This is a genomic window from Streptomyces malaysiensis subsp. samsunensis (genome assembly GCF_024519315.1).
In the GTDB taxonomy this organism is placed as follows: Bacteria; Actinomycetota; Actinomycetes; order Streptomycetales; family Streptomycetaceae; genus Streptomyces; species Streptomyces malaysiensis.
Genome location: NZ_JANIIC010000061.1, coordinates 45,002 through 64,473 on the forward strand (window position 1 = coordinate 45,002; position 19,472 = coordinate 64,473).

Consider the following 19,472-nt stretch of genomic DNA (forward strand, 5'->3'; position numbering starts at 1 on the left):
ATCCGGGCCGGAGGGGCCAGGCGTGCCGGGCGGCGGTGGGGGCGGGCTCGACGGGAGGGCACCGGTGTCCCATATCTGGGGCGGGGTATGACCCGTCGACGGAGCCGATGGAGATCTCGGGGGCACGGTGGGCGGCTCGGGTGGCGTAGGAGGTCTCCGCGGCGAGCCGAACCCGCCATGGCCTGGCTCCTGGGGCTCCTGAGACCGCTTGGGCTCTTGGGGCTCTGGGGGCGGGCCGAAGCCGCCGGAGGGCGGCTGCTTGGGGGGCTGGGGCGGCTGCGACATCTGCGCCTACCTCTCACACGAGTCAACCGACCGGTCGGCCTCCTCCCCGCCATCCGGTCGGCGGCACCGATCGGAAAGGAGCCTCGTGGTCGCAGATCCCACTGTGGAACGGCATTCGAGCGGGGGTTCTTTGTACCACCGGACGCTTGGACTTCCCCCCGTGGTTGCCGGGTACGTACCGCCGTAAGGCACGGTGAGGTCTCGGACAGCCTCGAGTGCGCGGATGGGCCTGCCCTCGTGGCGCTCATGGTGATTAGTCTTGGGGTGCGCGGTGGAGATCCTGCTCAGGGGTCCCCCGGCGTCAAAAGGGGAAAGCCGAACGGTCGGACGACAGTAGCGATCGGCAACAGATCGGCCTCGCCAAGAATTACAAGGGTGTTCGACCACACCAGGAGGCATTGTGAGCAGCGATCGGGACGAGATCCGCGCGGGCGGAAACACACCCGGCGATGATCGGTCCGACGCGGAGACCGAGCACACGGGCGAGTTCACCATCGACTACACCCCACCGGCCTGGTACACGCAGAACGCTTCGTCGTCGTCCTCGCCGTCCTCCACGGGGCCTGCGTCGACCGGCGGTTCCGGAGGCATCGGGGCGGGCGCCGGTGCGGGGGCGCCGCCTCCGCCGCCCACGGGCGCTCCGGTGGCGGTACCGGGGGCGCCGGAGCCGAGTGGCTTCTCGGGTGCTTGGCCGCAGCCGGCCGCGGCGCACTCCGACGATGTCGCGTCGGACGCCTCCGAAGTGGAGGAGGTCCACGCGCAGAAGGAGGGCGAGGCTCGGTCGGAACCGGAGGCCGAGGAGTCCGATGCGGGCGTCCACATGCCGCCTTTGCTCGACTCCGAGCCGGATTCGACTGGTACGCCCGTCCCCGAGCCCGAGTCCGAGCGCGAGCCCGAGTCCCGCGACTCTTCCGTCGGGGCTTCCGACGTCGAGGCGGAGGACTCCACTCCGGGTTCCGGTTCCGCTTCTGGTCCCGTCGATGACGACTTCACGCTGGCGCCCGCCGAAGGCGCGCGGGACGACGTCTCCCAGCCCGCCGCCGAGCCCGACTCCGACTCCGACTCCGACTCCGACTCCGACGAGAGCGACAACGGCGATGTGGTCAGCAGCTCCACCGTGCGGTTCTCCACCGCCTCGCTGCGGCGCGAGATGACCGAGAAGCGGAGTGAGGACCCCGAGGGCGCCCTTGCTGATTCCGGTTCGGGCTCGTCTTCCGGTTCTGGTTCTGGATTTGCTTCCGGTTCCGGTGCGGGTGCCGGCTCCGCGGACACGGACACGGACCGCCGTGACGACCGTACCGACGATGTGGGCAGCGAGGGCACGCTGCGCTTCTCCACCGCCGCGCTGCGGCGTGAGATGGAGGAGTTGAGGCGGGCGACCGCCGAGCCCGAGGACGCGGTGCCCGAGGACGCGGTCCCCGAAGACGCCGTGCCGCCGAGCGCGGCGCCCCCCGAGCAGCCCGCCGCCACCTGGGCCCCGCCGCCGGTTCCGCAGTCGGGGCTGCCGCCCCTGCCGCCGGACTTCCAGCCCGCCGCGCCCGAGGGCGCCGCACCGGCTCCCGGTCCCGCTCCGGTTCCGGAGCAGCGTACGGACGGGCCCGCCACCCCTGGCGCCGGTGTGCCGCTCCCGCCCCAGGACACCTCCTGGGCGCCTCCCCCGCCCCAGACGCAGCCCGGTCAGCCCGCCGCCGCGGCGCCGGGGCCGGAGCAGGGCCTGGGACCTCAGGGCGGATACGGCTATCCGCGGCCCGGTGAGGGCGCTCCGGGTATGGTCCCCGGCCAGCCCGGTCCGGCCCCGCTGCCGGATCAGGGCCAGGGGGCGCAGCCCCCGGCGGCCAACATGCCCGGTCCGCAGGGCGGTTATCAGCAGCCCGGTCCGCAGGCTCCCCCGGCTCCGCAGGGGCCCCACTACGGCTATCCGCCCCCCGGGGCCCAGCCCGCGCCCGGCCCGGCCGATCAGGGGCAGGGGCAGGCACCGGGCCAGGGACCGATGCCCACGCAGGGCGGTTACGGCTTCCCGCAGCCGCCCGCCCCGGACCAGCAGGGCTGGGGCCAGTACCACCAGCAGTCCTACTCCCAGCGCACCCCCGCGCCGCCCCAGCCGGGGCAGCAGGCCGAGTACCCCGGACAGGCCGGACAGCCCGGGCAGCCTGCCCAGCCGATGTACCCGGGCCAGCCGGGCCAGCCCGGCCAGCCCTCGCCGTACGCGCCGACCGGCCCCGCCCACGGCCAGCAGCCCCCGGGGCACCAGCCCCAGGACCAGCAGTTCCCGGGCCAGCAGGGCCCTGGCGTACCGGGCGCGGAGGGCGGCTACGGCTTCCCGCGTCCCGGAGACGGCGTTCCCGGGCCCGGCCCGCAGGCGCAGGGCGGCTACGGCTATCCGCGCCCCGACGCGCAAGCCGCCCCGGCAGCCCCCGCCACCCCCGCGGCCCCGGCCGACCCCCGTACCGGCGGCTGGCCGACCGTCACACCCGACCAGCGGCGCCAGGGCGGAAGCGCCGGGGCGCCGCTCGGGTACACCGCCGCGGTCGAGCTCTCCTCCGACCGGCTGATCAAGGGCAAGCAGAAGCCGAAGAAGAACGCCCCCGGCCCCTCCCGCTTCAAGATCGGCGGCAAGAAGGAGGAGGCGGAGCGGCAGCGCAAGCTGGAGCTGATCCGCACGCCGGTGCTCTCCTGCTACCGCATCGCGGTGATCAGCCTCAAGGGCGGTGTCGGCAAGACCACGACGACCACCGCCCTCGGCGCGACCCTGTCCATCGAGCGCCAGGACAAGGTCATCGCGATCGACGCCAACCCGGACGCGGGCACCCTCGGCCGACGCGTGCGGCGGGAGACCGGTGCGACCATTCGCGACCTGGTCACCGCGATCCCGTACCTCAACAGCTACATGGACATCCGGCGGTTCACCTCACAGGCGCCGTCGGGGCTGGAGATCCTGGCCAACGACGTGGACCCGGCGGTCTCGACGACGTTCAACGACGACGACTACCGCCGTGTCATCGACGTCCTGGGCAAGCAGTACCCGATCATCCTCACCGACTCGGGCACGGGTCTGCTCTACAGCGCCATGCGCGGCGTCCTCGACCTCGCCGACCAGCTGATCATCATCTCCACGCCCTCCGTGGACGGTGCGAGCAGCGCCAGCACCACCCTCGACTGGCTGTCCGCGCACGGCTACGCGGATCTGGTCTCGCGGAGCATCACGGTGATCTCCGGGGTCCGGGAGACCGGAAAGATGATCAAGGTCGAGGACATCGTGTCCCACTTCGAGACCCGCTGCCGCGGGGTGATCGTCGTGCCGTTCGACGAGCATCTGTCGGCGGGCGCCGAGGTGGACCTCGACATGATGCGGCCCAAGACCCGTGAGGCGTACTTCAACCTCTCGGCCATGGTCGCGGAGGACTTCACCCGCGCCCAGCAGGAGCAGGGCCTGTGGACGGGCGACGACGGGGCCCAGCCGCCGCAGGTGGCCCCGCCGCTGCCCGGGCAGGCCCAGCAGCCCTACCCGGGCGCCTACGCGCCTCAGCAGGGCCAGCAGGGACAGCAGCCGCAGTACCCCGGATACCCGCAGCAGGGCGGCCAGCAGGGCTGGCAGCAGTCCTACGGGCAGGGACAGCAGCCGCAGCCCGGCCAGCCGTGGCAGCAGGCCCAGCCGGGTCAGCCCGGCCAGCCCGGGGGGCAGGGGCAGCCCTGGCAGGGGCAATAGCCCCCTGAGCCGCGGCAGCGGCGAGCGGAAGCGAAGCGCCCCGTGGGGCCGGTGATCCGGGCCCACGGGGCGCATCCACGTTCAGCGACGGTGTATCCGGGTTCGGCGCACGGCCACGGCGTATCCGCGTGCAGCCCACGGCTTGCGTACGCCCGCGTCTCACTGCGTACCGCACACCCGCGCCGCGCACCCGTACCGCACTGCGCCGCGGCGGCTCAGCGCCCCAGCGGCTCAGCGGCTGCCGTGCTCCTCGACGAGTTCGCGGGCGCGCTTCACATCGGCCGCCATGCGCTCCAGCAGCGCCTCGATCGAGTGGAACTTCTCCTGGCCGCGCAGATAGGCGAGGAAGTCGACCTCGACATGGAGTCCGTACAGATCCAGTCCGACCCGGTCGATCGCATACGCCTCGACCGTGCGCTCGGTCCCGTCGAACTGCGGATTGGTGCCGACCGAGATGGCCGCGGGCATCGCCTCGCCCTGCGCCGTCAGCCAGCCCGCGTAGACGCCGTCGGCCGGGATCGCGGTGTGCGGCAGGGTCTCCAGGTTGGCCGTCGGGAAGCCCAGTTCACGGCCGCGCTGCGCACCGCGCACCACCACGCCTTCGACCCGGTGCGGCCGGCCGAGGACCTCCATCGCGCCCGCGACATCGCCCTCCGCGACCAGCCGGCGCACCAGCGTGGAGGAGAACGGCTCACCGCCGCCCGCCTCGCCGCGCTCGTACAGGTCGATGACCTGGACCTCGTAGTCGTAGGTGGCGCCGAGCTCGCGCAGGAACGCGACGTTCCCGGCGGCCTTGTGGCCGAAGCGGAAGTTGGGGCCCTCCACCACGACCCGGGCGTGCAACTTGTCGACCAGCACCTTCACCACGAAGTCGGCGGGGGTGAGCCGCGAGAACTCCACCGTGAACGGCAGGATCAGCACCGCGTCCACGCCCAGTCCGGCCATCAGCTCCGCGCGCCGCTGATGCGTGGCGAGCAGCGGCGGATGGCTGCCGGGCCGCACGACCTCGCTCGGATGCGGGTCGAAGGTGACCACGACCGCCGGTACACCCAGCTCACGCGCCCGTGCCACGGCACGGCCGATGATCAGCTGGTGCCCTCGGTGCACCCCGTCGTAGGAACCGATGGTGACGACGCTGCGCCCCCAGTCCTCGGGGATGTCCTCCAAGCCACGCCAGCGCTGCACTTTGCCCGCTCCTCGCCCGAACCTTCGTCTGTCGACTTCGCAGGTCTAAGACTGCCATGTCCCGGGTGTCCGCCTCGCATCGGTGGCCGCCACGAGCGCCCGGACCGGCCGGAAAGCCACCGTAGGCGGCCGATCGGGGCGCTTGCAACGCGGCAAAGCGTCAGCCAGGACACACCGCGGCGCGGCGCCTCGGCCACACCGTGTGAGGTTGGATACATACGGTCATACGAAGACGGCCAGGCTCTTCGCCTTGCCCTTCGACTCCTCCACGAGCGCCAGGAAGCGCCCCTCCGGCCCGAAGACCGCGACCGGACCCGGACCCGCGACCGGACCCGGACCAGGCCGCTCACCCGGCGGCGGCGTCCCCTCCCCCGTCGGCTCCCCCGTCGGCATGTCGATTCGCACGCCGTTGCCCAGCAGCCGGGCCTGCTGGGCGTCCACGTCCCAGCGCGGGAAGGCGGCGGCCGCCGCCTCGGCGATGGGCATGATCTCCAGCGACTCCTCCAGCCGCTCCAGCGTCCTGGCCGCGTCCAGCCCGTACGGGCCGACCCGGGTCCTGCGCAGGGCCGTGAGATGGCCGCCGACGCCGAGTCCTGCGCCCAGGTCGCGCGCCAGGGCGCGGATGTAGGTGCCGGAGGAGCACACCACCGTGACGTCCAGGTCGAGGACGGTGGTGCCGTCCTCCGCCTTGGCCTCCCGGTGGTGGTGGAGGACGAAGGAGGAGACGGTCACCGGCCGCGCCGGGATCGTGAACTCCTCGCCCTCCCGCGCCCGAACGTAGGAGCGCTTGCCGTCGATCTTGATGGCGCTGACCTTCGAGGGGACCTGCTGGATGTCCCCGGTCAGCTCCTCGATCCCGGCCCGGAGGGCGGCCGGGTCGATCCCGGTGGCGCCGTCCGAGGCGGTGATCTCGCCCTCCGCGTCATCGGTGACCGTGGTCTGGCCGAGCCGGATGGTGGCCCGGTACTCCTTCTCGGTCAGCGCCAGATGGCCCAGCAGCCGGGTCGCCTTCTCCACGCCGATCACGAGCACGCCCGTGGCCATCGGATCCAGCGTTCCGGCGTGGCCGACCCGTCGGGTGCGAGCGAAGCGGCGCATCTTGGCGACGACGTCATGCGAGGTGAAGCCCGCCGGCTTGTCGACGATCACCAGGCCGTCCGGTGCCCCGGAACCCGCCCTGCCGTTGCGTGTCATACGTCCGCTGAACCCTTGCCGTCCGTGCCGGGCTCCTCGTCGTCCTCCTCGCCGGGCTTGCGGTACGGATCGGCCTCCCCGGCGTAGCTGGCGCCCGAGGACGCCTCGCGCACCTGGGCGTCCGCCGCCCTGGCCTTGGCGAGCAGATCGTCGATGGTGCGGGCGTTCTCCGGGAGCGCGTCCGGGACGAACGTCAGGGTCGGGGTGAAGCGCACCCCCGTCTGGCGTCCGACCTCCGACCGCAGCACGCCCTTGGCGCTCTCCAGGGCCGCGGCGGAGGCCGCCCGCTCCTCGTCGTCGCCGAAGACCGTGTAGAAGACGGTCGCCTCCCGCAGATCACCGGTGATCCGGGTGTCGGTGATGGTCACATAGCCCAGCCGCGGGTCCTTGATCCGCCGCTGGAGGGTCTCCGCGACCACGACCCGGATGCGGTCCGCCAGCTTGCGTGCCCGCGCGGTGTCGCTCATGCGTCTTCTTCTCTCTTCTTCGCGTCAGTCATCGATGGCCGGGGGACGGTCTGCGACCGCCGGTCCGGCCCTCATTCATCATCGCCACCGTGGAGCCGCCGTCGCACCGACAGCAGCTCCACCTCCGGCCGCGCCGCCACCAGCCGCTCGCAGCGGTCGAGCACCTCGGCGAGGTGGCCCACGTCCCCGGAGACCATCGCGAGGGCGATCTGGGCCCTGCGGTAGAGGTCCTGGTCCCCGACCTCCGCCACGCTCACCGCGAATTTGCGGTGCAGCTCGGCGACGATCGGGCGGACGACGGAGCGCTTCTCCTTCAACGACCGTACGTCGCCGAGAAGCAGGTCAAAGGACAGCGTCCCTACATACATGCAATCCGGGTCAAGCCACCCGTGGGGCCTATGTGAATGCGGGCTTCTGGCACCGTACACGCAAGGGCCGGGGCCGATCGACGGAAATTCCTCCGCCGATCGGCCCCGGCTGGACAGCCGCTCGTCAGCCGCGCGGCTTCTCGCGCATCTCGTACGTCGCGATGACGTCGTCGACCTTGATGTCGTTGTAGCTGCCGAGGTTGATACCGCCCTCGAAGCCCTCGCGAATCTCGGTGACGTCGTCCTTGAAGCGGCGCAGGCCCTCGATGTTGAGGTTCTCCGCGATGACCTTGCCGTCGCGGACGAGGCGGGCCTTGGTGTTCCGCCGGACCTCGCCGGAGCGGATGAGCACACCCGCGATGTTGCCCAGCTTGGACGAGCGGAAGATCTCGCGGATCTCCGCCGTACCGAGCTCGACCTCTTCGTACTCCGGCTTGAGCATGCCCTTGAGGGCCGCCTCGATCTCCTCGATCACCTGGTAGATGACCGAGTAGTAGCGGACGTCCACGCCCTCGCGCTCGGCCATCTGCGTGGCACGCCCGTCGGCGCGCACGTTGAAGCCGATGACGATGGCGTCGGAGCCGGTCGCCAGGTCGATGTCGGTCTCGGTGACCGCACCCACACCGCGGTGCAGCACCCGCAGGTCCACCTCTTCGCCGACGTCGAGCTGGAGCAGCGAGGACTCGAGAGCCTCCACCGAACCGGACGCGTCGCCCTTGATGATGAGGTTGAGCTGCTGGACCTGACCGGCCTTGAGCACCTTGTCCAGGTCCTCCAGGGAGACCCGGCGGGTGCGCTTGGCGAACGCCGCGTTCCGCTCGCGGGCGGCGCGCTTCTCGGCGATCTGGCGGGCGGTGCGGTCCTCGTCGACGACGAGGAAGTTGTCGCCCGCGCCGGGCACGTTGGTCAGACCGAGCACCAGGACCGGGGTCGCCGGGCCGGCCTCCTCCAGCGCGTTCCCGTTGTCGTCGAGCATCGCCCGGACACGGCCGTACGCGTCGCCGACGACCATCGTGTCGCCGACCCGCAGGGTGCCGCGCTGGACCAGCACGGTGGCCACGGCGCCGCGGCCGCGGTCGAGGTGGGCCTCGATCGCGATGCCCTGTGCGTCCTGCTCCGGGTTGGCCCGCAGGTCGAGCGAGGCGTCGGCGGTGAGGACGACGGCCTCAAGCAGGCTGTCGATGTGCAGACCCTGCTTGGCGGAGATGTCGACGAACATGGTGTCGCCGCCGTACTCCTCGGCCACCAGGCCGTACTCGGTCAGCTGACCGCGCACCTTGGTCGGGTCCGCGCCCTCGACGTCGATCTTGTTGACCGCGACCACGATCGGCACATCGGCCGCCTTGGCGTGGTTCAGCGCCTCGATCGTCTGGGGCATCACACCGTCGTTGGCCGCCACCACGAGGATCGCGATGTCGGTCGACTTGGCACCGCGGGCACGCATGGCGGTGAACGCCTCGTGACCCGGGGTGTCGATGAAGGTGATCCTGCGCTCTTCGCTGTTGACCTCGGTCGAGACCTGGTAGGCACCGATGTGCTGGGTGATGCCACCGGCCTCGCCCGCGACCACGTTGGTCTTGCGGATCGCGTCCAGCAGTCGCGTCTTACCGTGGTCGACGTGACCCATGACGGTCACCACCGGCGGACGCGCGGCGAGCATCTCCTCGCCGCCCTCGTCCTCGCCGAACTCGATGTCGAAGGACTCGAGAAGCTCGCGGTCCTCCTCCTCCGGGCTGACGATCTCGACGTTGTAGTTCATCTCGTCGGCGAGAAGCTGGAGCGTCTCGTCGGAGACGGACTGCGTCGCGGTGACCATCTCGCCCAGGTTGAACATCACCTGGACCAGGGACGCCGGGTTGGCGTTGATCTTCTCCGCGAAGTCGGTCAGCGAGGCACCACGCGACAGCCGGACCGTCTGGCCGTTGCCGCGCGGCAGCATCACACCGCCGATGGACGGGGCCTGCATGGCCTCGTACTCCTGGCGCCTCTGCCGCTTCGACTTACGGCCACGACGCGCCGGACCGCCGGGACGGCCGAAGGCGCCCTGGGTGCCACCGCGGCCACCGGGACCGCCGGGACGGCCACCGAAACCGGGACGGCCACCGCCGCCGCCGAAGCCGCCACCGCCGCCGGGACCCCCCGGACGGCCGGCGAAACCGCCGCCACCACCGGGACGACCGCCGCCGCCACCACCGGGACGGCCGGCGAAACCGCCGCCGCCACCGGGACGACCGCCGCCGCCCCCACCGGGACGACCGCCTCCGCCGGGACCGCGACCGCCACCGCCGCCGGGGCCCGGACGCGGGCCGGCAGCCGGACGCTGCGGCATCATGCCCGGGTTCGGGCGCGGACCGCCGCCGGGACCCGGACGCGGGCCGCCACCCTGGGCGCCCTGCGGACGGGGCATCTGGCCCGGAGTGGGACGCGAACCGCCGGGACCGCCCTGGCCACGGCCGGGACCGCCCTGGCCGCCGCCCTGCGGGCGCGGACCGGGACCGGGCTGGCCGCCGGGACGCGGGGCGCCGCCGGGACGGGGCGCCTGCGGGCGCGCCATACCGGTGGAGCCACCGGAGGTGAAGGGGTTGTTACCGGGACGGGGACCGGCCGGACGGGGACCGCCCGGACGCGGACGCTCCTGACCCGGACGCGGGCCACCACGGCCACCTTGACCGCCCTGGCCACCCTGACCCTGGCCGCCCTGGCCCGGTGCGCCCGAACGGCCGCCGGGGCGCGGACCGGGCGTGGCGCCCGGCTTGGCGGGCGCGTTCGGCTTGGCCGCGGCGGGCTTGGGGCTGGGGGTCGGCGGTGCGGTGAACTCGGGCTGCGCCGGAGCCGCCGGCGCGGCGGGACCCGGCTTGGGGCCGGGGGTCGGACGGGCGCCCGGCGTGGGGCGCGGGCCCGGTGTGGGTGCCGCGGACGGAGTGCCGCGCTGGCCCTCGGCCGTCACCGGCTTCGGGCCGGGCGTCGGGGGCTTGGGGGCGGCCGGACGGGCCGCCGCCGCCGGACCAGGGGTCGGCGGTTTGGGCGTCGCCTTACGCGGCGCCGAGGGCTTACCAGCGGCGCGGCCGGAGCCGTTGCCACCCTGGAAAGCGTCAGTCAACTTGCGCACAACCGGCGCCTCGATCGTGGAGGACGCCGAACGTACAAATTCACCGAGTTCTTGGAGCTTGGCCATGACGACCTTGCTCTCAACTCCGAACTCCTTGGCGAGTTCGTATACCCGGACCTTAGCCACTTCGCTCCTTTTAGGTCCGGGTTGTCGCCGGACCGTCGCTACTTCATGGGCGTACTCATCGCGTACTCATCGAGTGCTCATCGCAATCTCGACCTACTTCCGACTCGCGAGGTACCTGACCGCACGGTGTCCCGTGCCGTTCTTCCAACTACTCAGGGTGTCGCCTGCTCACCCCGCTCGACAAACCGGCGGAGCGCCGTGGTGTCGAGCGCCCCCGGCCCCCTGAAGGCCCGGGAAAAGGCCCGGCGGCGAACCGCCAGGTCAAGGCAGACCCGTGTCGGGTGGACATAAGCACCCCGACCGGGGAGCGTACCGCGCCGGTCGGGGAGACAAACACCCTCGACCAGCACGATGCGCAGCAGATCGTTCTTGGCCGCCCGATCCCGGCATCCCACACAGGTTCTCTCAGGGCAGGCACCAGCTCGCGTGCGGCCAGACACTGCTTAAGTCTACCTCCCTGTGCCGACCCCACCCCTTGGGGGGAGTGATCGAATCGTCACCCGATTTCGACCGGTTCCCGGGGGATCCGGCCTGATTCAGCCTTGATCACCCGACTGCTCGGTGTCCGGCCGGATGTCGATCCGCCAGCCGGTCAACCGCGCCGCGAGCCGCGCGTTCTGCCCCTCCTTGCCGATGGCCAGGGACAGCTGGTAGTCCGGCACGGTGACCCGGGCCGAGCGGGCCGCCAGGTCGACCACGTCGACCTTGCTCACCCGCGCGGGTGACAGCGCGTTCGCCACCAGCTCAGCGGGGTCGTCCGACCAGTCGACGATGTCGATCTTCTCGCCGTGCAGCTCGGCCATCACGCTGCGGACCCGGCCGCCCATCGGGCCGATGCACGCGCCCTTGGCGTTCAGCCCCGCGCGGGTGGACCGGACCGCGATCTTGGTGCGGTGGCCCGCCTCACGGGCGATCGCCGCGATCTCCACCGAGCCGTCCGCGATCTCCGGAACCTCGAGCGCGAACAGCTTCTTGACCAGATTGGGATGCGTACGCGAAAGGGTCACCGACGGTCCGCGCACACCCTTGACGACTCGTACGACGTACGTACGCAGCCGGGTGCCGTGTGCGTAGTCCTCGCCCGGGACCTGCTCCTGCACCGGCAGGATCGCCTCGAGACGGCCGATGTCCACCAGCACGTTCTTGGGGTCCTTGCCCTGCTGGACGACGCCGGCGACGACATCGCCCTCCCGGCCCGCGTACTCGCCGAAGGTGATCTCCTCCTCGGCGTCCCGCAGCCGCTGGAGGATGACCTGCTTCGCGGTCATCGCGGCGATCCGGCCGAACCCGGAGGGGGTGTCGTCGAACTCGCGGGGCTCCTGCCCCTCCGTCAGGTCCTCGGCGTCCTCACGGGCCCATACGGTCACATGGCCGGTGTCGCGGTTCAGCTCCACCCGGGCCCGGCGACGGCTTCCCTCGGTGCGGTGGTAGGCGATGAGGAGGGCCGATTCGATCGCCTCGACCAGCAGGTCGAAGGAGATCTCCTTCTCTCGCACCAGACCCCGCAGGGCACTCATGTCGATGTCCACGGCTACGCCTCCTCCTTGCTCTCGTCGTCCTCGCCCGCGGCCTTCTCCGCGGGCTTGCGGCTGAACTCGATCTCCACCCGGGCCTTGGAGATCTCCTCGAAGGCCAGCCGCCTGGCGGTGGGCTTGCGCCCCTTCACACCGGGGACCTCGAGATCGAGCCCCTCGTCGTCCACCTCGACGATCCGCGCGACCAGCTCGCCGCCGTCGGCGAGCCGCGCTCTCATGAGGCGGCCGGCGGCGCGGCGGTAGTGACGCGGCTCGGTCAGGGGGCGCTCGGCGCCGGGAGAGGTGACCTCGAGGACGTATGCCGTCTGACCCATGGCGTCCGTGTCGTCGAGGGTCTTGGAGATGTCCCGGCTCAGCTCCGCGCACGTGTCCAGCTGGACACCGTCGTCGGAATCCACGACCACTCTCAGCACACGCCGCCGCCCGGCCGGAGTCACCTCGACCTCTTCCAGATCCAGGTCCCGCGCGCTGACGAGCGGTTCCAGCAGTCCGCGCAGCCTCTCGCTCTGGGTGGTGCTCATCCGGGTGACTCCTCGGCCGCGTGTGCTGTTGTGGGAAGGTCGCGTGTCAGGTCAAAGCCTATCTGTTCCGGCGGCGGGCTGACGATTCGGTGGGCGCTGCCGGGCAGACGGCCTCGGCGCGGGTACGCTCGCCTGCTGTGATCACTACCGGCGGCCGGGAGCGGCCGCAGCCCGGAAAGAGGAACGTGTCGATCACGACTCCCCCACCTCGTCCCATGTCCGTGTCGGATGTGTCGGACGCGTCCGACGCGCTGTCCGCGGTCTCGCCTTCGTCCGCCGCGTCCTCGGCGCGCGTCGAGTCCTCGGCGTCCACCGCGTCCGCCGCGGCTTCAGGGTGCGCCGCCCCGGTGACCCGGCGGCGGAGTCTGCTGCTGGGCGGCGGAGTGCTGGGCGTCGTCGCGCTGCTGAGCGGCTGCTCCGACGACTCCGCACCCCGGCGCGACGCGGGCGGCGAGGAGGCCGTCGCCCTGCTGCGGGCGCGGGGCGCGCGGGACTCCACCGCACTCCTCGCACGCTACGACGCGACCGTGGACACGCACCCCGCCCTTCAGGAGCGGCTTGCGCCGCTGCGGGAGGAGACCGCCCGGCACGCCGCGGTCTTCACCGCCAAGGGCCGGTCCGCCTCTCCTTCCGCTACCGCCTCGCGCTCGCCCTCGGCGGGCGGGCGGCGGGTGCCGGAGGTCCCCAAGGACGAGAAGCGGGCGCTCTCCGCCCTCGCCCAGGCCGAGCGCCAGATCGCCGACACCCGCACCGCCGCGCTCGCCACCGCGCCGCCCGAGCTGGCCCGGCTGCTGGCCTCCGTCGCGGCCTGCGGCGCCGCCCACGTGTATCTCCTCACGCAGCGCGACACGGACTCGTGATGGCGCTCGGGACGACCGGGAAGGGGTACTGACATGGCCATTCGAGCAGGCCATACGGCCGTCGGCGAACGCGCCGCGGCGCTCAGGGCCGCGCAGGCGGCGCTGGCCGCCGAGCACGCCGCGGTGTACGGGTACGGCGTCGTCGGCGGGCGGATCGGCGACGACCGGCTCGCGGAGGCGCGCGAGGGCTACGCCGCGCACCGCGCCCGCCGGGACGACCTCGCCCGTACCGTGCGCGGCCTCGGCGGCAGCCCCGAGAGCGCGGCGCCCGCCTACGCCCTGCCCTTCGCGGTGCCGGACGCGCCCGCGGCGGTACGACTCGCGGCCGAGCTGGAGAACCGGGTCGCCGCCGTCTACGCCGACCTCGTACGGGCCTCGACCGGTTCCCTGCGCCGCCAGGCCGCGGGCGCGCTGCGGGAGGCGGCGGTCCGGGCGGTGCGCTGGCGGGGCGGCGGCGTAGCCTTCCCTGGACTCACCGAACGCGCCACACCGGCCACGCCGTCTGCGTCGCCGAGCGGTGAGGCGGACGGGGTGTGAACGGGCGCGTGGGCCGTCGGTTGAGCTCGGCGGGGCCGGTGGGTCCGACGAGTGCTGTGCGGGCGATGCGGTCTGGACCCATGGGGTCTGCGGGACCCATGCGGTCTGCCAGGCGCATGAGGTCTGCGGAGCCCACGTGGTCCGCCGGGCGCGTGAGGTCCGTCAGGCGCGTGTGGTCGGTCAGACGCGTGAGGTCCGTGAAGTCACTGATGGTGGAGGGGACAGCTCAGGAATGGCATCGGCACCACGGCCCGGCGGCCGCGATATGGCCCGCGTCCCCGTGCCGAAGCGGCTTCTGGACGCGCTGAGCGACGATCCGCCGGGCGCCGTACGCACCTGGCTGGACGCCCTGCCCGAGACGGTCGAGCGGCAGCTTGCGGCGTGGGAGCTGACCCTGGAGCGGGTATCGACGCCCGGCGGCCGCCACGGGCTCGTCGCGCTCGTACGGCAGGCGGACGGCACCCCGGCGGCGCTGAAGTTCCCGGTCCCCGGTCCGGACGCCGAGTGCGAGCGAGCGGCCCTCGCGCACTGGGACGGCTGGGGCGCGGCCCAACTGCTGCGTGCCGACCCGGACACCGGTGCGCTGCTGATCGAGCGGCTGCACGGCACGGTGTCGCTGCGCTCGCTGCCCGAGGCGAAGGCGCTGCTGGAGGCGGCGGGCACGGTGCGGCGGCTGTGGGTGGCACCGCCCGAGGGGCATCCGTTCGCATCGATCACGGGCCGTACGGAGGAGGATCGCGAGGTCCTGCGGATGCTCGGCGCCGGAGGCTGGACGGCGGAGGCCCGTCCGCTCACCGAGGAGGCGCTGGAGCTGCGGGAGGCGCTGCCCGCCGAGCCGCCCGAGGAGGTCCTGCTGCACGGCGACTTCCGGCAGGGGAAGGTGCTGGCCGGGGAGCGGGCGCCATGGCTCGCGGTGGGTCCGGCACCGCTTGTGGGCGAGCGCGCGTACGACTTGGCGCGGCTGGTGCTCGACCGCTACGAGGACTTGGCCGCGGGCCCCGGCCCCGCGGCGGCCGCGCGCCGCCGGGTCGCCAAGCTGGCGGACTCCCTGGATGTCGACCGCGACCGGCTGCGGGGCTGGTCTCTCTATCGCGCCGTGGAAGCCGGTCTGCGGCATGCTGCCGCAGGGGACCGCCGACGGGCGGAGCTGTTGCTGGAGTTCGCGGGCTGGCTGTGATGGGGCGGTTCGCGGGGGTGCGGTGGGTTGCGGTGGGTTACTGCTGGTGGGGTGCTGTGGTGCTTGGCGGCGTGGGTGGGTGCGGGTTTCGTCTCGCGCCTTCGGCGCAATTGAGCAGCGGGGCAGGGGGTGCCGGGGCACGGCACATTGCCGAGTGACGGGCCGGTGGGAGCTGGGCCCGGTGGCGGCTTCTCTGACCGGGGGCCGAGGCCCCTGCCGGACAACAGGGCAGTAGCCCGCGTCGCCTGGGCCAGTGGGGATGAGCGCCGGTGGCGGCTCCCGCGCCCCAGAGCCAGGGCCCACGCCGCCCAACAGGGATACGGCCTGTCGCCGACCGCAAGGCCGGTGAGGGCAAGCGCCGGAACTGGCGTGACCGGGGGCCGAGGCTCACGCCGGACAGCAGGACGGTGGTCTGCGCTGCCGACCGCAAGCCAATAGGCACGAGCGCCGGTGGCGGCTCTGTGGCCGGAGGGCCCACTCCGGACGCCGGACGGCCGGGTATGGGGGTGCCTTCTGGAAATCGCTTGATGTATTAGTTGCGCCAGATCAAGCGTTTTTGAGAAGGGGGTACCGAACCCCCGTCGCCCGCGCTCCGGAGGGGCCCCGGCCACCGAGCACAGAAGCCGCCACCGGCGTCACGCCCCACCAGCCCGGCGGCCGGCGACGTGAGCCCGGCCCGGCACCCCCTGCCCCGCTGCTCAAATGCGCCGAAGGCGCGAGACGAAACCCGCACCCGCCCACACCGCCAAGCGCCACAGCCCCCAGCGCCCAGCGCCACAGCCACAGCCACAACCCGGAGCCCCAGCACCCGCGCCCACATCAGAAACCCCCAACACCACGAACCCCCGGCTCGCAGGAACACGGGAGCCGGGGGTTCAGGGATCGGCAGGCGCCGGATCGGCAGATGACGGGGGGCGGCCGTCAGGCGGTGGCCGTCAGGCGAGCGATGGCCTCGTCGATCGCGACGTCCTCCCGCTCCCCCGTCCGCCGATCCTTCAGCTCCACGACGCCATCCTTCGCCCCACGCCCCACAACCAGAATCGTCGGCACCCCGATCAGCTCCGCGTCGGTGAACTTCACGCCCGGGGAGACTCCGGCACGGTCGTCGACCATGACGCGGATGCCCGCCGTGCCCAGCTTCTCGGCGATGTCGAGGGCCATCTCGGTCTGGAGGGCCTTGCCCGCCGCGACGATGTGGACGTCGGCCGGGGCGACCTCGCGGGGCCAGCAGAGGCCGGACTCGTCGTGGGTCTGCTCGGCGAGGGCGGCGACGGCGCGCGAGACGCCGACGCCGTACGAGCCCATCGTGACCCGCGCCGGCTTGCCGTTCTGGCCGAGCACATCGAGCTGGAAGGCGTCCGCGTACTTGCGGCCGAGCTGGAAGATGTGGCCGATCTCGATCGCCCGGTCCAGCTCGATGCCCGTACCGCAGCGGGGGCAGGGGTCGCCCGGCTCGACCACGACGACGTCGAGGTACTCGTCGACCTCGAAGTCCCGGCCGCAGACCACGTTGCGCGCGTGGGTGTCGGGCTTGTTGGCACCGGTCACCCAGGCGGTGCCGGGGGCGACGCGCGGGTCGGCGATATAGCGGAAGGACTTGCCCGCCAGACCCTGCGGACCGACGTAGCCGCGCACCAGCTCGGGGCGGCCCTCGAAGTCCTCGGCCGTGACGAGCTCGACGACGGCGGGGGCGAGGTGCTCGCCCAGCTTGCCGAGGTCCACCTCGCGGTCGCCGGGGACGCCCACCGCGGTGATCTCGCCGTCGATCTTGACCAGGAGGTTCTTCAGGGTGGCGGAGGCCGGGACGCCGAGGTGCGCGGCGAGGGTCCCGATGGTGGGGGTGTCGGGGGTGTCCAGCTCCTCGATGGGGCCGTGCTCGGCGCCCTCGACCGGCGGGACGGCCACCGTGACCGCCTCGGTGTTCGCGGCGTAGTCGCAGTTCGGACAGTCGACGAAGGTGTCCTCACCGGCCGCCGCCGGGGCCAGGAACTCCTCGGAGGCCGAGCCGCCCATCGCGCCGGAGACCGCGGAGACGATGCGGTAGTCCAGGCCCAGCCGCTGGAAGATCCGCTGGTACGCCTCGCGGTGCAGCCGGTAGGACTCGGCGAGGCCCTCGTCGGTGGTGTCGAAGGAGTACGAGTCCTTCATCAGGAACTCGCGGCCACGCAGCACGCCCGAGCGGGGGCGGGCCTCGTCCCGGTACTTGGTCTGGATCTGGTAGAGCATGACCGGCAGGTCCTTGTAGGACGTGCACTGGTCCTTCACCGTGAGGGTGAAGATCTCCTCGTGGGTCGGGCCGAGGAGGTAGTCGGCGCCCTTACGGTCCTTGATCCGGAAGAGCAGATCGCCGTACTCGTCCCAGCGGCCGCTCACCTCGTACGGCTCACGCGGCAGCAGCGCGGGCAGGAGGACCTCCTGGGCGCCGATGGCGTCCATCTCCTCGCGGACGATCCGCGAGACGTTCTCCAGGACCTTCTTGCCGATCGGCAGCCAGGTCCAGATGCCCGCGGCGGCGCGGCGGACATAGCCGGCGCGGACGAGCAGCTTGTGGCTGGCGGTCTCGGCGTCCGCCGGGTCTTCGCGCAGCGTCTTCAGCATCATCGTGGACATGCGCTGGACGTTGACGGCGTGGGCCATGGGGTCTCTCCTGCGTGCGATGGGATGTTCAGGAGGTTAGCCGCACCGGTCGGTTTCCCGGAAATGCGTAAGGGGAAATGCGCGAGGCGCCGACAGACCCTAGCGGCGGCGCAGCGGCAGGGGCGCTCCCATCACGGCGTACGGGCTCGGGGCGCTCGGGAAGAGCACCGGACGGGCGAGGTCGCGGTAGCCCAGCGAGCGGTAGAGGGCACGGGCCGGGCTCTCGACGTCGATGGCGGACAGGATCGAGCGCGGCTGGCCGACACCGTCCGTGATGGTCGTGATCAGCCGCCGGCCGATGCCGCGGTTCTGGTAGCCGGGGTGCACATGCAGCTCGGTGATGACGAACGAGTCGTCCAGCCAGTCATCGTGCCCGGCCGCGCGCAGATACGGCTGGACCACCGTGGACCACCAGTGGGTGCGGTTGTTGGGCATGCCGTAGACGAAGCCGACGAGCCGGCCGGAGGGCGTGGTCGCGCCGAGCGCGCGGGCACCGGGGCTCTTGAGGTGGCGCAGCACGATATGGCGGCGTACACCCACCTCCTCGTCTGTCAGCCCGAAGGCGACGGCCTGGACGGCGAGCGCTTCGTCCACGCGAGCGGCGAGGTCGAGCGACCCGACGACCACGTCTTCGGGTTCCGGGGTCCGCCCCCCGGGGAGATGCAGCATGGGCGGCACCCTACTGGCCCGGCGATCAGAACAGCACACTCATGAACTCGCCGACTTCCCGGAAGCCGACCCGCCGGTACGCGGCGCGGGCTGCGGTGTTGTAGTCGTTGACGTACAGGCTCACCACCGGGGCGACCTCGCCCAGCGCATAGCGCAGCACGGCCGCCATCCCGGTCTCGGAGAGGCCGCGGCCGCGGTACTCGGGGGCGACCCATACGCCCTGGATCTGACACGCGTGCGGGGTGGCCGCGCCGATCTCGGCCTTGAACACCACCCGGCCGTTCTCGACCCGGGCGAACGAGCGCCCGGCGGTGACGAGCTCGGCGACCCGCGCCTGGTACAGCAGCCCGCCGTCGCCCGCGAGCGGCGAGACGCCGACCTCCTCGGTGAACATCGCCACGCACGCCGGCATGATCACGTCCATCTCGTCCTTACAGACGCGGCGTACCAGCGGATCGGGCGGGACGTCGGCGGGCATCGAGCTGGTGACCATCAGCGGCTGACGGGCGCGGACCTCACGAGCCGGGCCCCAGCTGGGCTCGAGCAGGGACCACAGCCCGGCGGTGGTCTCCGCCGGGCCGACGATCGAGGAGCAGCGGCGGCCCGCCCGGCGGGCGCGCTCGGCGAAGCCGCGCACCGCCTCGGGGGTCGCGCAGATGGGCACCAGATTGGCCCCGGCGTAGCAGAGCGACTCCAGCCGTCCGCCGGAGTACCAGCCCCACATCTCACCGCCGAGCCGCCACGGGTCCAGGCCGGCGACCTGGACACGGGCGGCCACGAAGGCGTTCGAGACGGGGTCGCGGTCGAGCACCGCGAGGGCCGAGTCGAGCTCATGGGGCTCGAGGACCCTGGTGGTGGACGTGGTCAGCACGTGTCGGTCTGCCTCACGTGGTGCGGGCCTGCGGGCCGGGGACGTCGATTCTCCAGACTCTACCGCGCAGGCCAAGAGGGGCTTCCCCGGAGGCTTGGTTCGCCTCCGGGGCGCTCACCGGAAGACCACCCGGAGGCGGACCGGGTCCGTGGGAATCAGCCGCCGCTGACCGAGACCTCCGGCTCACCGGAGGCGATGCCGTCCTTCTCCATCTGCTCGGCGATC

The 19,472-nt window shown here is 72.5% G+C and carries 15 protein-coding genes; 4 read left to right on the forward strand and 11 right to left on the reverse strand.

Annotation, left to right across the window (positions count from 1 at the left end):
- The first annotated feature begins 685 nt into the window (after positions 1–685).
- Positions 686–3,991 carry an SCO5717 family growth-regulating ATPase gene (locus NQU54_RS49850; RefSeq protein ID WP_257634968.1) on the forward strand — a complete coding sequence of 1,102 codons (3,306 nt, stop codon included), beginning with the start codon at positions 686–688 and terminating at the stop codon, positions 3,989–3,991.
- A gap of 231 nt (positions 3,992–4,222) precedes the next feature.
- Here NQU54_RS49850 and NQU54_RS38005 read toward each other — a convergent pair whose 3' ends face one another.
- From NQU54_RS38005 to rimP, 8 genes are all read right to left on the reverse strand, one after another.
- A complete protein-coding gene (locus NQU54_RS38005; protein ID WP_257634969.1) occupies positions 4,223–5,176 on the reverse strand; it encodes a bifunctional riboflavin kinase/FAD synthetase in 954 nt (317 codons plus the stop codon).
- Between the two features lie 222 nt (positions 5,177–5,398).
- Positions 5,399–6,370 carry a tRNA pseudouridine(55) synthase TruB gene (gene truB, locus NQU54_RS38010; protein WP_257634970.1) on the reverse strand — a complete coding sequence of 324 codons (972 nt, stop codon included), beginning with the start codon at positions 6,368–6,370 and terminating at the stop codon, positions 5,399–5,401.
- On the reverse strand, positions 6,367–6,837 hold the full coding sequence (rbfA, locus tag NQU54_RS38015; protein ID WP_069874034.1) for a 30S ribosome-binding factor RbfA: 471 nt from the start codon (positions 6,835–6,837) through the stop codon (positions 6,367–6,369). The genes truB and rbfA overlap by 4 nt, the downstream gene beginning before the upstream one ends.
- A gap of 71 nt (positions 6,838–6,908) precedes the next feature.
- Positions 6,909–7,205, reverse strand: coding sequence for a DUF503 domain-containing protein (locus tag NQU54_RS38020; protein WP_257634971.1), 297 nt, complete (start codon positions 7,203–7,205; stop codon positions 6,909–6,911).
- Positions 7,206–7,329: 124 nt separating this feature from the next.
- Entirely contained in the window at positions 7,330–10,440 is a 3,111-nt protein-coding gene (infB, locus tag NQU54_RS38025; RefSeq protein ID WP_257634972.1) for a translation initiation factor IF-2, read from the reverse strand.
- A 152-nt stretch (positions 10,441–10,592) separates the two neighbouring features.
- A complete protein-coding gene (locus tag NQU54_RS38030) occupies positions 10,593–10,880 on the reverse strand; it encodes a YlxR family protein (protein WP_079153777.1) in 288 nt (95 codons plus the stop codon).
- Positions 10,881–10,976: 96 nt separating this feature from the next.
- A complete protein-coding gene (gene nusA / locus NQU54_RS38035) occupies positions 10,977–11,969 on the reverse strand; it encodes a transcription termination factor NusA (protein ID WP_257634973.1) in 993 nt (330 codons plus the stop codon).
- A 2-nt stretch (positions 11,970–11,971) separates the two neighbouring features.
- Positions 11,972–12,496 (reverse strand): ribosome maturation factor RimP, encoded by a 525-nt coding sequence (gene rimP / locus NQU54_RS38040; RefSeq protein ID WP_069874043.1) that lies wholly within the window; start codon positions 12,494–12,496, stop codon positions 11,972–11,974.
- Positions 12,497–12,711: 215 nt separating this feature from the next.
- Between rimP and NQU54_RS38045 the strand changes: the two genes are divergently transcribed.
- From NQU54_RS38045 to NQU54_RS38055, 3 genes are all read left to right on the forward strand, one after another.
- Entirely contained in the window at positions 12,712–13,356 is a 645-nt protein-coding gene (locus tag NQU54_RS38045; protein ID WP_257634974.1) for a hypothetical protein, read from the forward strand.
- 33 nt (positions 13,357–13,389) lie between these two features.
- The gene (locus NQU54_RS38050; RefSeq protein WP_257634975.1) at positions 13,390–13,893 is read left to right on the forward strand and encodes a ferritin-like domain-containing protein; all 504 of its coding nucleotides are present in this window, start codon (positions 13,390–13,392) and stop codon (positions 13,891–13,893) included.
- A gap of 265 nt (positions 13,894–14,158) precedes the next feature.
- Positions 14,159–15,070, forward strand: coding sequence for an aminoglycoside phosphotransferase family protein (locus NQU54_RS38055; RefSeq protein ID WP_257634979.1), 912 nt, complete (start codon positions 14,159–14,161; stop codon positions 15,068–15,070).
- Positions 15,071–15,991: 921 nt separating this feature from the next.
- Here the strand turns inward: NQU54_RS38055 and NQU54_RS38060 are convergent.
- The 3 genes from NQU54_RS38060 to NQU54_RS38070 form a co-directional block, all read right to left on the reverse strand.
- Positions 15,992–17,707, reverse strand: coding sequence for a proline--tRNA ligase (locus NQU54_RS38060; RefSeq protein ID WP_257634976.1), 1,716 nt, complete (start codon positions 17,705–17,707; stop codon positions 15,992–15,994).
- Between the two features lie 99 nt (positions 17,708–17,806).
- A complete protein-coding gene (locus tag NQU54_RS38065) occupies positions 17,807–18,376 on the reverse strand; it encodes a GNAT family N-acetyltransferase (RefSeq protein WP_079259157.1) in 570 nt (189 codons plus the stop codon).
- Between the two features lie 25 nt (positions 18,377–18,401).
- Entirely contained in the window at positions 18,402–19,247 is an 846-nt protein-coding gene (locus NQU54_RS38070) for a GNAT family N-acetyltransferase (protein WP_257634977.1), read from the reverse strand.
- Between the last annotated feature and the right edge of the window lie 225 nt (positions 19,248–19,472).

Excerpts from the sequence above, each read along its gene's own strand:
- NQU54_RS38020 (WP_257634971.1), bottom strand. The coding sequence starts at position 7,205 with ATGTATGTAGGGACGCTGTCCTTTGACCTGCTTCTCGGCGACGTACGG.
- NQU54_RS38050 (WP_257634975.1), top strand. The coding sequence starts at position 13,390 with ATGGCCATTCGAGCAGGCCATACGGCCGTCGGCGAACGCGCCGCGGCG.
- truB (WP_257634970.1), bottom strand. The coding sequence starts at position 6,370 with ATGACACGCAACGGCAGGGCGGGTTCCGGGGCACCGGACGGCCTGGTG.
- NQU54_RS38055 (WP_257634979.1), top strand. The coding sequence starts at position 14,159 with ATGGCCCGCGTCCCCGTGCCGAAGCGGCTTCTGGACGCGCTGAGCGAC.
- rbfA (WP_069874034.1), bottom strand. The coding sequence starts at position 6,837 with ATGAGCGACACCGCGCGGGCACGCAAGCTGGCGGACCGCATCCGGGTC.
- NQU54_RS38045 (WP_257634974.1), top strand. The coding sequence starts at position 12,712 with ATGTCCGTGTCGGATGTGTCGGACGCGTCCGACGCGCTGTCCGCGGTC.
- rimP (WP_069874043.1), bottom strand. The coding sequence starts at position 12,496 with ATGAGCACCACCCAGAGCGAGAGGCTGCGCGGACTGCTGGAACCGCTC.
- NQU54_RS38060 (WP_257634976.1), bottom strand. The coding sequence starts at position 17,707 with ATGGCCCACGCCGTCAACGTCCAGCGCATGTCCACGATGATGCTGAAG.
- NQU54_RS38065 (WP_079259157.1), bottom strand. The coding sequence starts at position 18,376 with ATGCTGCATCTCCCCGGGGGGCGGACCCCGGAACCCGAAGACGTGGTC.